Source organism: Mesorhizobium sp. M1142 (genome assembly GCF_040318565.1).
Lineage (GTDB): Bacteria > Pseudomonadota > Alphaproteobacteria > Rhizobiales > Rhizobiaceae > Mesorhizobium.
Genome location: NZ_JAMYMK010000005.1, coordinates 243,979 through 256,422, shown reverse-complemented (window position 1 = coordinate 256,422; position 12,444 = coordinate 243,979). Strand labels below are relative to the sequence as shown.

The 12,444-nt window shown below is 64.7% G+C and carries 12 protein-coding genes; 4 read left to right on the top strand and 8 right to left on the bottom strand.

What is annotated here, in order from left to right; translation table 11 throughout:
* Nucleotides 1-108: 108 nt before the first annotated feature.
* Nucleotides 109-564 carry a Crp/Fnr family transcriptional regulator gene (locus tag NKH42_RS11455; protein ID WP_352690298.1) on the top strand — a complete coding sequence of 152 codons (456 nt, stop codon included), beginning with the start codon at nt 109-111 and terminating at the stop codon, nt 562-564.
* 46 nt (nt 565-610) lie between these two features.
* On the opposite strand, the gene NKH42_RS11450 is transcribed toward NKH42_RS11455, so the two are convergent.
* The 6 genes from NKH42_RS11450 to NKH42_RS11425 form a co-directional block, all read right to left on the bottom strand.
* Complete coding sequence (locus NKH42_RS11450; RefSeq protein ID WP_352649396.1) at nt 611-1,504, bottom strand: sugar phosphate isomerase/epimerase family protein; 894 nt, start codon at nt 1,502-1,504, stop codon at nt 611-613.
* 116 nt (nt 1,505-1,620) lie between these two features.
* Complete coding sequence (locus NKH42_RS11445; protein WP_254817805.1) at nt 1,621-2,559, bottom strand: ABC transporter substrate-binding protein; 939 nt, start codon at nt 2,557-2,559, stop codon at nt 1,621-1,623.
* An 86-nt stretch (nt 2,560-2,645) separates the two neighbouring features.
* Nucleotides 2,646-3,623 (bottom strand): ABC transporter permease subunit, encoded by a 978-nt coding sequence (locus NKH42_RS11440; RefSeq protein ID WP_502896084.1) that lies wholly within the window; start codon nt 3,621-3,623, stop codon nt 2,646-2,648.
* Between the two features lie 20 nt (nt 3,624-3,643).
* Entirely contained in the window at nt 3,644-5,188 is a 1,545-nt protein-coding gene (locus tag NKH42_RS11435; RefSeq protein ID WP_352691698.1) for a sugar ABC transporter ATP-binding protein, read from the bottom strand.
* The gene (locus NKH42_RS11430) at nt 5,185-6,564 is read right to left on the bottom strand and encodes an FGGY-family carbohydrate kinase (RefSeq protein WP_352691696.1); all 1,380 of its coding nucleotides are present in this window, start codon (nt 6,562-6,564) and stop codon (nt 5,185-5,187) included. Before NKH42_RS11430 ends, NKH42_RS11435 begins: the two co-directional genes overlap by 4 nt.
* The gene (locus tag NKH42_RS11425) at nt 6,561-7,343 is read right to left on the bottom strand and encodes a DeoR/GlpR family DNA-binding transcription regulator (protein ID WP_352649392.1); all 783 of its coding nucleotides are present in this window, start codon (nt 7,341-7,343) and stop codon (nt 6,561-6,563) included. The genes NKH42_RS11430 and NKH42_RS11425 overlap by 4 nt, the downstream gene beginning before the upstream one ends.
* 226 nt (nt 7,344-7,569) lie before the next feature.
* Between NKH42_RS11425 and NKH42_RS11420 the strand changes: the two genes are divergently transcribed.
* Genes NKH42_RS11420 through NKH42_RS11410 form a run of 3 tightly spaced genes read left to right on the top strand, consistent with a single transcriptional unit; the run spans nt 7,570 to nt 10,749 of the window.
* Nucleotides 7,570-8,613 carry a class II aldolase/adducin family protein gene (locus tag NKH42_RS11420; RefSeq protein ID WP_352691695.1) on the top strand — a complete coding sequence of 348 codons (1,044 nt, stop codon included), beginning with the start codon at nt 7,570-7,572 and terminating at the stop codon, nt 8,611-8,613.
* A 1-nt stretch (nt 8,614) separates the two neighbouring features.
* Nucleotides 8,615-9,901, top strand: a complete 1,287-nt coding sequence (locus NKH42_RS11415; protein WP_352691693.1) for an FGGY-family carbohydrate kinase — start codon at nt 8,615-8,617, stop codon at nt 9,899-9,901.
* A complete protein-coding gene (locus tag NKH42_RS11410) occupies nt 9,898-10,749 on the top strand; it encodes a TIGR01459 family HAD-type hydrolase (RefSeq protein WP_352691691.1) in 852 nt (283 codons plus the stop codon). The genes NKH42_RS11415 and NKH42_RS11410 overlap by 4 nt, the downstream gene beginning before the upstream one ends.
* A gap of 20 nt (nt 10,750-10,769) precedes the next feature.
* Here the strand turns inward: NKH42_RS11410 and NKH42_RS11405 are convergent, their stop codons facing one another.
* Nucleotides 10,770-11,576, bottom strand: coding sequence for an exodeoxyribonuclease III (locus NKH42_RS11405; protein WP_352779327.1), 807 nt, complete (start codon nt 11,574-11,576; stop codon nt 10,770-10,772).
* A gap of 134 nt (nt 11,577-11,710) precedes the next feature.
* Complete coding sequence (locus NKH42_RS11400; protein WP_352691687.1) at nt 11,711-12,394, bottom strand: outer membrane lipoprotein carrier protein LolA; 684 nt, start codon at nt 12,392-12,394, stop codon at nt 11,711-11,713.
* Nucleotides 12,395-12,444: the final 50 nt, after the last annotated feature.

The window sequence follows — 12,444 nt, the reverse complement described above, 5'->3', positions numbered from 1 at the left end:
TAAGCGATCCGGGCGGGGCGCTTTTCGGGTACGGTCCTGAGGCTGGAGGTGGTTTTGGATCGGCCTCGTAGGGGAGGAGTCGGACTGACGGTTCGGGGACATAGCTAGATGGCGCTGGATGACGACATCCGCATCCTGTCCACCGTGAGGCTCTTCGAGGGCTTTACGCAGGAACAGCTGCGTCTGCTCGCCTTCGGCGCCGAAACCACCAGGTTGCAAGCCGACCACAAGCTTTACCGCGAGGACGACGAGGCCGATTGCGCCTATATCGTGATCAGCGGCCGCATCGTCCTCTACCGCGAGCACGACGGCGAGCGCATCCCGATCGGCACCGCCGGCCCCGGCACCATGCTCAGCGAACTGGCGCTGATCGCCGATACCAACCGGCTGACCAGCGCCTCTGCCGAAATCGATTCGGAAGTGCTGCGGCTCAGCCGCAAGATGTTCCGCCGCATCCTTGAGGAATACCCGGAGCTGGCGGTTCACCTGCACCAGCGCATCTCGGAGGACTTCCAGGCGATGATCCGCCGCATCGAGGAACTTGGGCCGCGTTTTGCCGGCTAATACAGCGCCTCTGGTCTAACCAGATCGATTTCGGAACTGCGAGTTCTCAAGGCCGGTGCGTTGCGGAAACAAGCTCGGCCTTGCGCCGCGCCGTCTCCAGTCCGAGCGCAATGAAGCGGCGCGCATGTTTGGCCAGCTCCATATTGTCGGTCCACAGATTGCGCCAGATGGCGGTTTTCCGCGACAGGTTCTCATCGACGATTTCCGACGAGAAGGATTCGAAGCTGAGGTCGTCGCTGTAGCCGATGGCGGTCAGCGCGTCGAATATCGCGGCAAAATCGATATTGCCGGTGCCGAGGAAGCCGCGATGGCTCTCACCGATATGGACATAGCCGATCTTGCTTGCGGCGTTGCGAATGGCCAAGCCGACATCGGCCTCCTCGATGTTCATATGGAAGCTGTCGAGATGCAGGAAGATGTTGTCGGAGCCGCTGTCCGCGATGAAGGCCATGCCTTGCGCGGCGGTGTTGAGCAGGTTGCTTTCGAAGCGGTTGACGATCTCGAGGTTGAGGCTGACGCCGGCTGATTTTGCTGTCTCGGCCACCTCGGCAAGCGTGCCGGCGCTGCGGTTCCACTGGTCGCGCGTCGGCGCCTCGCTCTGCAATCCATGGCTGGTGCTGAGGATGCCGGCGACCTTTTGCCCGCCAAGATCGCGGGTCAGCGCGATCGTACGTCTCAGGATTTCGACTCCGCGCGCGGCAATCGTTTTGTCGGCGCTCGAAATATCGCCGTCGGCCGGCAGTCCGATGCTGATCGCGACGCCGAGGCCGAGATCGCCGATCCGCTTGGCCAAGCCGTCAATGTCGACATTGGCGGGGTCGAGATAAGAGAATTCGATCAGGTCGAAGCCGGCCTCCCTGGTGTTGGCCAGCGTCCGCTCGAGGTCGCTCTGCGCCGAGCTCGCCGACCAGACGAATGAGTGGATTCCGATGCGCGACATGATTGTCTCCGGTCATTCCAGGAGTAGCGGACCCAAGTCCAAATCGGCTTTTGGCAATCCATTGCTCCGATAAAAAGGTGGGGCCGGTCACCCCGGCCCCACCAGGCTTGGGAGGCTTAGCGAGCTGCGGTCCAGCCCTTGTAATCCTTCAAATTGTCGGCCGTGATCAGCTTCGGGTCGAGCAGTACCGTCGGCTCGGCCGGCTTCTTGCCGGCAAGCAGGTCAGCCGCCATCGTCAGCGACTGGCCGGCCATCACATAGGGATCCTGCGAGGCCGAGGCTTTGATCATCGACGTGCCGGAAGCGAGTTCCTTCTCGATATCGGGCGCGCCGTCGACCGCGGTGAAGATGAACTCCGAGCGGTTGAGCTGCTTGGCCGCAAGCTGGGCGCCGATCGCCGTCGGATCGTTGATGGCGAAGACCGCGTCGATCTTGTCGAAACGGGTCAGCAGCGACTGGAACACTTTCAAGCCGCCGTCACGCGAGCCTTCGGCGTTCTGGTCGTCGGAAAGGATCTTGATGTCGGGGTGTTTTGCCAGCACGTCCTTGCAGCCCTTGACCCGCTCCAGGATCGATGACGAGGCCGGGCCGTTGAGGATGACGTAGTCGCCCTTGCCGCCGGTATGATCGACCAGATACTGGCACGCCTCTTCGCCGGCCTTGACGTTGTTGGTCATCACGGTGACGTCGGCGCCCGGCGCCGAAACGTCGAAGGCGGCAACGACGATGCCGGCCGCCTGTGCCTTCTTGACCGCCGGCGCGATCGCCTTGGCATCGACGGCGTTGAGCATGATGACGTCGACGCCGGCGGCGATGAAGGAATCGACCTGCGAAACCTGCTTGTTGAGGTCGTAGTCGGCCGATACCGAGGTCACCTGCACATTCGGATTGATCTTCTTGGCCGCGTCCTCGATGCCCTTGATGGTGGCGACGAAGAACGGGTTGCCGAGCAGGCCGACCGAGATGCCGACCTTGTTCAGGTCCTTGGCTGATGCCGGCGCGATGACGGCGGCCGCAAAGGCTACGCCGCAGAGCAGTTTAGCGATGGTCTTCATTGTTTTATTTTCCTCCTGATGCCCCGCGCCTCTCACGGTGCGTTACACATGAAACCGGCTCGTTGGATGCCGGCGACTAAGGGCCATCACGTTCTTGCTCCTGCCTGGAGCCGGTAACGGTCGAGGGCGACCGCCACGATGATGACCAATCCCTTGATGATGTACTGCCAGATGTCCGAAACGCCGGCGAGGATGAGCCCGTTGGACAGCACGGCGATGATCAGGCCGCCGATCAGCGTGCCCCAGATCGAGCCGACGCCGCCGACGAAACTGGTGCCGCCGAGGATGACCGCGGCAATGGCGTCGAGTTCGTAGGACTGGCCGAGCTGCAGCCCGTTGGCGGCATAGAGCCGGGCCGCCGACATAGCGCCGCCAAGCCCGGCCAGAAGGCCGGAAACGCCATAGACGAAGAGCAGCACCAGCGGCACTTTGATGCCGGTCAGCCTGGCGGCCTCGGCGTTACCACCGACGGCGTAGATCCAGGTGCCGAGCACGGTGCGCTTGAGCACCAGCCAGGACAGCACCACCACCGCCAGCGCGATGATTACCAGCCACGGAATGCCGAACAGCGAACCGTTGCCGATGAAGTCGAACGGCAGGTCCGCGTTGAACACCGTAGTGTCCTGGCCAAGCAGGCGGGCGACGCCGCGCACGGCGGTCAGCGACCCCAGCGTGACGATGAAAGGCGGCAGCTTGATATAGGCGATCAGCAGCCCGTTGATGATGCCGAAGCCGAGCCCGACGAGAATGGCCGCCGGCACGCCCAGCAGTCCCCAATCGGGCACCAGCGACACCATCACCGCCACCATCGCCGAGGCGGCAAGGATCGAGCCGACGGACAGGTCGATGCCGCCGGTCAGGATGACGAAGGTCATGCCGGCTGCCAGCACGATGTTGATCGACGATTGCTGCATGACGATCAGCAGATTGGTTTGGGTGAAAAAGCGCGGGTTGATGAACTGGAAGCCGACCGCCAGCAGAATCAGGATCGGCAGCATGCCGAGTGCGGCGATGGCGGTGCGCCACCTCGTACCTCTGCCGATCGCCCGGTCGTCCGCTTTCATCGTGTCGGCCACCTTGTCGGTCATCGCTGAGCCGCTCCCGTTGCAAGTTCAATGATCGCTTCCTGCCGCAGCGGCTCGCCTTCCGAGGCCGTCACCTCGCCGGCAATGGTGCCGTCGCGCATCACCAGCACGCGGTCGGCGATGCCGATCACCTCCGGCAGTTCGCTGGAGATCATCAGGATGGCGATGCCTTTCTTGGCCAGGTTGTCGATCAGCCGGTAGATTTCCGACTTCGCCCCGACATCGACGCCGCGGGTCGGCTCGTCGAGGATGACGACCTGCGGCTCGGTTTCCAGCAGGCGGCCGAGCAGCACCTTCTGCTGGTTGCCGCCCGACAGCAAGCCGGCATTGGCCTGCACCGAGCTGGTGCGGATGGAGAGGTCTGACACCGCCTTGGCGGCGCGCTTTTCGGCAGCCGCGAAGTCGCGCAGACCGCCGGCCTTCGCGTCCTTTGCCAGCACGCCCATGCTGATGTTGTCGGAGATCGACATGTCGAGAAACAGGCCAAGTTGCTTGCGGTCCTCGGTCAGGTAGGCGATGCCGGCATCGAGCGCCTCGCTCGGCGAACCGATGGATATCGGTTTGCCGCCGAGCTCCAGCGTGCCCGAGATGTGCCTGTCGGCGCCGAAGATCAGCCGTGCCAGTTCGGTCCGGCCCGAGCCGACCAGGCCGGCCAGTGCCAGCACCTCGCCTTTGTGGAGGTCGAAGGAACAATTCTTTATGAGATTGCCGTCCGACATGCCGCGCACCGACAGCGCGACGGCGCGCTTGCTGTCCGGCGGGCGGTGATCCTTCTTGTAGAAGGTCGACAGATCGCGCCCGACCATCATCGATACCAGGCGCGAGGCGTTCAGGTCGGCGCGGTCGAGCGTGCCGACATAGCCGCTGTCGCGCAGCACGCTGACGCGGTCGGCGAGCTGGTAGACCTCTTCCATGCGGTGGCTGATGTAGATGATGGCGATGCCTTGCGACTTCAGCGTCGCGATCACCTCGAACAGCCGGTCGGTCTCACGCGAGGTCAGCGACGTGGTCGGCTCGTCCATGACGATAATGCGCGCATTGGTCGACAGCGCCCGGGCGATTTCCACCAGCTGGCGCTCGCCGAGCGACAGGCTGGTGACCGGGGTGCGCGCCGAAAAGGCCACGCCGAGCCGCGCGATGATCTCGCTGGCGCGCCGGTTGCACTGCTCGCGGTCGACGATGCCGAACCGTCTTGGCTCGTTGCCGAGGAAGATGTTCTGCGCCACCGACAGATTGGGCGCCAGCGACAGCTCCTGATAGATGACCGCAATGCCGGCGGCGCGCGCCTTGATCGGGTCGCCGGTGGCGGCCGGTACGCCGTCGATCAGGATTTCGCCGCCGGGGTCCGGCCGGTAGGCGCCGGACAGCACCTTCATCAGCGTCGACTTGCCGGCACCGTTCTCGCCCATCAACGCGTGCAACTCGCCGGCGTGAACGGTCAGCGACACATCATGCAAGGCGCGGATCGCCCCGAACGTCTTCGAGATGTGGCGCATCTCCAGCACCGGCTGGCGCACCGTCTCGATCCGAGCGGCGGCGCTCATCGTGCCCCTCCCGAGGCTGCCATGGCCACGCCCCGGTCGGCGGCAAGGCCGCGCCAGTCGTTGCGGTAGCCGGCAAGGCCGCTGAAGCTTGCCGCATGCACCGCCTCCGGCGCCTCGGTGGCAAACTCGCGTCCGACGCTTTCAAAGGCAAGTGCGGCAGCACCGGTGGCGCTGCCCTCCAGCGTTGCGCCCTGCAGGAAGGCCTGCCCGGGCCGCAATTGCGCCAGCAGCGCGGCAAGCAGCCCGCCATTGTTCAGGCCGCCATCGACGATCACCGTATTGTCCGAATGGATCAGCTCGAGGCACAGATCGAGCATCAGCGCGACGTAGAGCAGCGCCACGGCCGCGCGTTCCTCGGCATTGGGCGTACGCCCGACCAGTTCGCCGCGGCGGTGCGGCATCGGGCCGCCGGGCGCGAAGCTCGGCAGCGCCATGATGCCGGCGTCGATCACCCGTTGTACCGATGACGGCGCGATTGCGCCCTGCCAGCCGGCGCTGATCGTGGCGAATTCGCGGCCGCCCATGAAGCGGATGGTCGGCACCGGGCCGCCGTCGACATCGACATTGACCAGCATGTCGCGCTCGCCATCGAGTGCATCGAGCGGACAGTCGGGATTGAGCACGACCACCCAGGTGCCGGTCGAGACCACGGTCACCGGCCCGAGCTGCTGTCGGCGGTAGGCATGGAGCGCAGCATTGCTGTCATGGACGCCGTTGTGGACGGCGACCGGCTTGGCGGCCCGGCTGAAGCGCTGCTCGCCGATCACCGCGCCGGCACGCTCGAAGGCGGGCATCTGGCCGCGCCAGCCCTCGGCATCGACCAGCGAGCTGAAATCGCGTTTGCGCGGCGCCCATAGATGCGAATGGCAGCCGAGATAGGAGACCTCCGACACCGGCCGGCCGCCAAATCGCCAGCTCCAATATTGGGGGTAGCCGAGGATCGACGTCGCTGTGGCGAAGGCACCGGGCTCCACCTCCTTCAGCCACAACATGTGGCGGCCGTAGTTGAAGCCAAGCGGCAGGCGCGGTGAAAAGGTCTCGGCAAAATCTGGAATGCGGCGGTCGATCTGCGCGGCGATTTCAGCTGGCGGTTCCTGCTCGTAATCGAGGATCGGATGCGTCAGCTCGGCTTCGTCGATCAACGCGAAGGTGCAGCCATGGCCGGATACCATCAGCCCTTCCACGCCATGCGTATCGACGGCGTCATCAATGGCGCGAGCCGCCCAGTCGTGCAGCGTTGCCTCGTCGAGCACGCTGAAGCCGCCTTTGCGGATCCAGCTCGGCTGGGTGCGGCGCTCGTCTAGGATCTGTCCGTTCTGGCCGAAGACGAACAGCTTCGAATTGGTCTTGCCGAAATCGAGGACCGCGATGTTCACTGGGCGCCTCCCGAGGAAGCGGCGATCCTCACCGTGACGCCGGCATCTTCGAGCATGCGGGCATCTGTCTCGGACAGGCCGTCATCGGTGACCAGCGTGCCGATCCGCGACAGCGGCAGCGCCACATTGCGCGCGTGGATCGACAGTTTTCGGCTGTCGGCCAGCACGACGATCTGGTCGGCGCAGAGGCTGAGCTCGACGATCGAGCGGACCAGCAGCGGGTGCGATTCCAGAAGGCCTTCCTGGCCGATGCCTTGCGCGCCGAGAAAAAACTTCGAGGCGTAGAACGGCACCGTCTGCGTCAGCGAATGGATGATGCCCGGCTCGCGGTAAAGGTCGCCGCCGGCAACGGTCAGACTGCAATGGCCGTGATCGCTGAGATAGGCCGCGAGCGGCATCGAGTTGGTGTAAAGCCGGATATTGCGGTCGGCGAGCTTGACGCCGAGATGGAAGCAGGTCGAACCGCCATGCACGATGACCGCGTCGCCGTCGCGCACCATGGTGGCGGCGAGAGCGGCGATCTGCCGCTTGGCCTCGACGGCGAGGTCGCGGTTCTCGTCATAGGGCCTGGCATAGGCGACGCCGGCTTGCGAAGCGCCATCGAGCGCCGAGATGCCGCCATAGACCTTGCGCGCTTCGCCGGCCTCATCGATCTTGTCGATGTCGCGCCGCACCGTCGCCGCCGACACGCCAAGCCGCTCCTGCAGCTCGCGCACCGATGCGAAAGGCCGGTCCCGCAAAAGCTCGACGATCTGACGCTGGCGGCCGGAGTCGCTCAACCGTTACCTCCCAATGTGCTTGCCTCCCAAGCCACTGCACGGCATGCCATTTTGCACGGCAATTGGTGCAACTTACTCAACGGCCCTCGGATTGCAAGCCTGATTTGACGCGATAACATCACTGTTGACGTAACTTACTCGCATCTGCGATACCAGCGTCGGTCTTCGTCCCGGCAACAGGGCGTCCAAAGCCGTGGCCACGCGGCCGGTTTGTGGAGGAATTTCGATGACGATCAGTGCGGATGCGCAGGAATTGGCAGCGCTGCGGTCGCTTTCCGCCGAGATTGGCAGCGACCCGCATCTGACCCAGGCCGCCGGCGGCAACACCTCGCTAAAAGCCGGTGGCACGCTCTGGATCAAGGCCTCCGGCACCTGGCTGAAGGACGCGCTCACCGCGGACATCATGGTGCCGGTCAGCATTCCGCCATTGCTCGACGCCATCGAACGACGCGACCCGACCGCCGAACAGCCACAGGCCTTCGCTGTCGGCGCCCTCAATCCGCGCGGCTTGCGCCCCTCGATCGAGACCACCGTACATGCGCTGATGCCGCAGCGCATCGTTCTGCATGTCCACTGTGTCGAGACCATTTCGCTGGCCGTGCAGGCCGACTGCGAGGCCGAGGCCGCCAGGCGGCTCGACGGCCACCAATGGGCATATGTTCCCTATCGCCGGCCGGGACTGCCGCTCGCCCAGGGCATCGCCGAGCGCCTGCGGCCAGGCGTGGACATACTGATCCTCGGCAACCACGGCCTGGTCGTTGCAGCCGACACTGTCGCTGAGGCAGGCATGCTGCTGCGCCGCGTAACCCGGCTGTTGGCACGGCCGCCGCGCCAGGTGGCTGAGCCGGACACCGCGGCATTGATGGCGCGCGCCGGCGACAGCGACTACAGATTGCCGGCGGATGTCGAGGCGCACGCGGTGGCGATCGACCCCGAAAGCTGCCGCATGGCTTCGGGCGGCAGCCTCTACCCCGACCACGTCATCTTTCTCGGCAAGGGCTCGGTCGTGGCGAGGCCGGCCGAGGGTGTGAAGCGCGTCATCGAGCGCTGCGGCGCCGCACCCGCGGCGATCCTGTTTCCCGGCCTCGGCGTGTTGATGCGCGGCGACGCGGGCGCCGGTGCCGACGCCATGCAGCGCTGCCTCGCCGATGTGACCGCGCGGGTCGATGTCGCAGCGAAGCTTAATTATCTGACAGCGGCAGAGAATGACGAACTGATCAACTGGGACGCCGAAAAATATCGCCAGAAACTCAATGCGGGAGGCAGCTGACATGCCGCGTTCGTCTGGCCCGCTTGCCATCGGCATCGACATCGGTACATCCGGCGCGCGCGCCGTCGCCATGCGCCCGGACTTTTCCATTGCCGCGCATTACGCTATTGCCCTCGAGCGATTTGGGCCGAACGGCCGCGACCCCGCCATCTGGTGGGAGGCGGTCGGCGCGACGTTGGCGGAACTGCTCAAATGTATCGATCGCGCGGCAGTGCGCTCGATCGCCGTCGACGGTACGTCGGGTACGCTGCTGCCGGTCGACGGCGCCGGGCGGCCGCTGGCCGAACCGCTGATGTACAACGACAAGGTCGCTGACCACACAATTCTGAGTGAAATAGCCGGCGCAGCACCGGCAACGAGCGCTGCCCTTGGGGCGACGTCCGGTCTCGCCAAGGCATTGTCTTTCCAGCACCTGCCCGGCGTCGCCGCTGTGCTGCACCAGGCCGACTGGATCGCCGGACAGTTCTCCGGCCGCTTCGATGGCAGCGACGAAAACAACGCATTGAAAACCGGCTACGATGTCGAAACCCGCCGCTGGCCGGACTGGATCGCGGCCACCGGAATGCGCATGGAATTGCTGCCTGGCGTCGTGCGGCCGGGCGATGTCACGGGTACGCTCACCGCCAGCGCCGCGAAAATGTTCGGCCTGCCGCGTGATGTGGTCGTGGTCGCCGGCACCACCGATGGCTGTGCGTCGTTCCTGGCAACCGGCGCGACGGCGGCGGGCGACGGCGTCACTGCGCTCGGCTCATCGCTGACCATCAAGATTCTCTCCGACCGGCCGATCTCGGCGCCGCAATTCGGCATCTACAGCCATCGGCTGGGTGACACCTATCTGGCGGGCGGCGCCTCGAACTCCGGCGGCAAGGTTCTGGCCCAGCATTTCCCCGTCGCCCGCATTGTCGAACTCAGCAAAAAAATCGACCCGGCGACCGAGACCGGTCTCGACTATTACCCGCTGCCGGCGCCGGGCGAACGCTTCCCCATAGCCGATCCGGCGCTGCCGCCGCGCCTCGAGCCGCGGCCCGCCGACGACGCCGATTATCTGAAAGCGATGCTCGAGGGTATTGCGGCGATCGAAGCGCTCGGCTATCGCCGGCTTGCCGAACTCGGCGCACCCCGGCTGACATCGGTCAGGAGCGTCGGCGGCGGAGCGGCCAATCCGGCCTGGACGGCAATCCGGCAGCGCAAGCTTGGCGTCGCTCTCGTGCCGGCTCTTTCGGAGGAGGCCGCCGCCGGCACGGCGCGGCTGGCGCTGATGGGCGCTAGCGCAGCGAGGCTTTTATGACGGCCAAGGCAATTCAACACCTCGACGGCATCGCCGCGCTGGCCGAGCGCTATCAGGTATTCCTGCTCGACCAATTTGGTGTGCTGCACGACGGCACCAGCGCCTATCCAGGCGCTGTCGAGGCCTTGTCGGCACTCAAGCGCGCCGGCAAGACCATCGTGCTGATCTCGAATTCCGGCAAGCGGGCGCAACCCAATGAGCGCCGCCTATTGAAGCTCGGCTTCGAACCGGGAAGCTGGGATCACTTTGTCTCCTCCGGCGAGGTGGCGTGGCGCTCCTTCCATCAAATGGCGGCATCCGGAGCCCTGCGCCCGCAGACAAAATGCCTGCTGATCCGCCGCGACAATGACCGTTCGGCTGTCGACGGCCTGCCCTTCGTCCTGGCCAAGGACGGCGACGATGCAGAACTGGTGCTGATTTCCGCCAGCGAGGGCGATCGCTACGACCTCGACCATTATCGCCGGCTTCTTGGTCCGGCGGCGGCGCGCCGGGTGCCATGCTTCTGCACCAATCCCGACAAGATCATGCTGACTGCCGTCGGCCCTCGCTTCGGCGCCGGCCGGCTCGCCGATCTCTATGAGAGCCTCGGCGGCAGCGTGGCGCGCATCGGCAAGCCCAATCCGCAGATATTCGAGGCAGCGCTGGCACTGGTGGGTCACCCGGAGCGCGCCAGCGTGGTCTGCGTCGGCGACAGCGTCGAGCACGACATCGCCGGCGGCAACGGCGTCGGTATCGCGACGACGCTGGTCCTGTCGGGCATATTGGCGGGGGCGCCTGACCTGGACGACGTTTTCGCCGCGCTCAACGCCCGTCCCGACTACATCGCGGATAGCTTCAGGTTTCGTTGAGTTGTTAAGGCGAGACAAAGCTAATCGAGGTTGAAACGCCCGATCACCGGCACGTGGTCCGAGGGCCGTTCCCAGCCGCGTGCCGGCCGCAGGATTTCGTAGCCGGCAAAATGCGGCACCAGGTTTGGCGACGACCAGATATGGTCGAGGCGGCGGCCACGATTTGAGGCCTGCCAATCCTGGGCGCGATAGCTCCACCAGGTGTAGAGTTTCTCCTCGTAAGGCACATTGAGCCGCATCAGGTCGACCCAGTCGCCGGAGAGCCGCATCGCCTCGAAATTTTCCGTCTCGACCGGCGTATGGCTGACGACGTTGAGGAGTTGCTTGTGCGACCAGACATCGTGCTCGAGCGGCGCGATGTTGAGGTCGCCGACCAGGATCGAGCCGGAGTGTTCGTCATGCTCGGCCCGCACGGCGTTCATCTCGGCAACGAAATCGAGCTTGTGCTTGAACTTTCGGTTGACGGCCGGGTCGGGCTCATCGCCGCCGGCCGGAACGTAGAAATTGTGCAGCAGGATCGTTTTGCCGCCGGCCTTGACGGTGACCGACAGATGCCGGCTGTCGTCGATCTCGCAGAAGCGGCGCTTTTCGACCACCTCGATCGGCCGGCGCGCTATGGTCGCAACGCCGTGATAGCCCTTCTGGCCATGGAAGGCGATGTGCTCGTAGCCGAGCTTGCGGAACGCCTTCTCCGGAAACAATTCGTCCGGAACCTTGGTTTCCTGCAGGCAGAGCACGTCCGGCGCCTGCTCGACCAGCAGGCGCTCGACGATCGGCATGCGCAGCCGAACGGAGTTGATGTTCCAGGTAGCGACGGAAAACGGCATGTGGGGTTCCGGACAACGCAAGATCCGCCGGATGGCTCCGACGGAAGTCAATCGCGGAAACTACTGCCAGCCGCGCACCGCAAAAACAAGCCGCCCGCACCAACGCGCAAAAGCCATCCCGCAGCAGTAGAAAGTTACCGCGTCTTGGTGTTCAGCTCGCGGTTCGCCGTATAATCGATGGCGAAGGTGTCGGGGGCGAAGCTGACGCCCTCCTTGGTGTTGAAGATCATCACCGTTGTGTCCTTGCCTTGCGCATCGGTGATGGTCCACTGCCGCAATTCATAGGATTTCGGATCGAACATCATGGTGATCTTCGAATTGCCGAACACTGATTTGTCGGCAAGCTGGATGGTGGTGAGATCGTTTTCTTCCTTGACGCTTCTGACGCGTCCGCCCGAGAGATCGATCTTGTCGTCGAGCAGCAGCTTCAGCGGCGTCTTCGACAGCGGATAGAGGTCGGAGGTCCGCAGTTTCTTGTTGAGGATGACCACCGACTTGCCGTCGGAAATCACCCTGAAGTTCGAGGCGCCGTCATAATTGAAGCGGATCTTGCCCGGCCGTTCCAGAAAGAACTTGCCGCCGGTCTGCTCGCCCTTGGGCCCGAACTGCACGAACTCGCCGCTCATCGATTTGACCGAGGAGAAATGATCGGCGATCTTCTGCGCCGTCGCCGGAACCGCTGCTTGCGCCGACGCCAGCAGCTGGAAGCCGGGCACGACATTGGCGGCCGCCGCACCGGCCAGGACCAGACCGAGGCCGAGCACCTGCCGGCGGGTTGGGGCAAAAACCCTTTTTGGGGCGAGAGTTGCGTTTTTCATGCCGGTCACCATCATCTGATTGCTTGCTCGTTATATTGGTCTGGCCCCCC

What these genes read in the sequence shown, in the direction of transcription:
- NKH42_RS11435 (WP_352691698.1), bottom strand. Translation starts at nt 5,188, where the DNA reads ATGAGCGCCGCCGCTCGGATCGAGACGGTGCGCCAGCCGGTGCTGGAG.
- NKH42_RS11410 (WP_352691691.1), top strand. Translation starts at nt 9,898, where the DNA reads ATGACGGCCAAGGCAATTCAACACCTCGACGGCATCGCCGCGCTGGCC.
- NKH42_RS11415 (WP_352691693.1), top strand. Translation starts at nt 8,615, where the DNA reads ATGCCGCGTTCGTCTGGCCCGCTTGCCATCGGCATCGACATCGGTACA.
- NKH42_RS11445 (WP_254817805.1), bottom strand. Translation starts at nt 2,559, where the DNA reads ATGAAGACCATCGCTAAACTGCTCTGCGGCGTAGCCTTTGCGGCCGCC.
- NKH42_RS11440 (WP_502896084.1), bottom strand. Translation starts at nt 3,623, where the DNA reads ATGAAAGCGGACGACCGGGCGATCGGCAGAGGTACGAGGTGGCGCACC.
- NKH42_RS11400 (WP_352691687.1), bottom strand. Translation starts at nt 12,394, where the DNA reads ATGAAAAACGCAACTCTCGCCCCAAAAAGGGTTTTTGCCCCAACCCGC.
- NKH42_RS11450 (WP_352649396.1), bottom strand. Translation starts at nt 1,504, where the DNA reads ATGTCGCGCATCGGAATCCACTCATTCGTCTGGTCGGCGAGCTCGGCG.
- NKH42_RS11455 (WP_352690298.1), top strand. Translation starts at nt 109, where the DNA reads ATGGCGCTGGATGACGACATCCGCATCCTGTCCACCGTGAGGCTCTTC.
- NKH42_RS11405 (WP_352779327.1), bottom strand. Translation starts at nt 11,576, where the DNA reads ATGCCGTTTTCCGTCGCTACCTGGAACATCAACTCCGTTCGGCTGCGC.
- NKH42_RS11420 (WP_352691695.1), top strand. Translation starts at nt 7,570, where the DNA reads ATGACGATCAGTGCGGATGCGCAGGAATTGGCAGCGCTGCGGTCGCTT.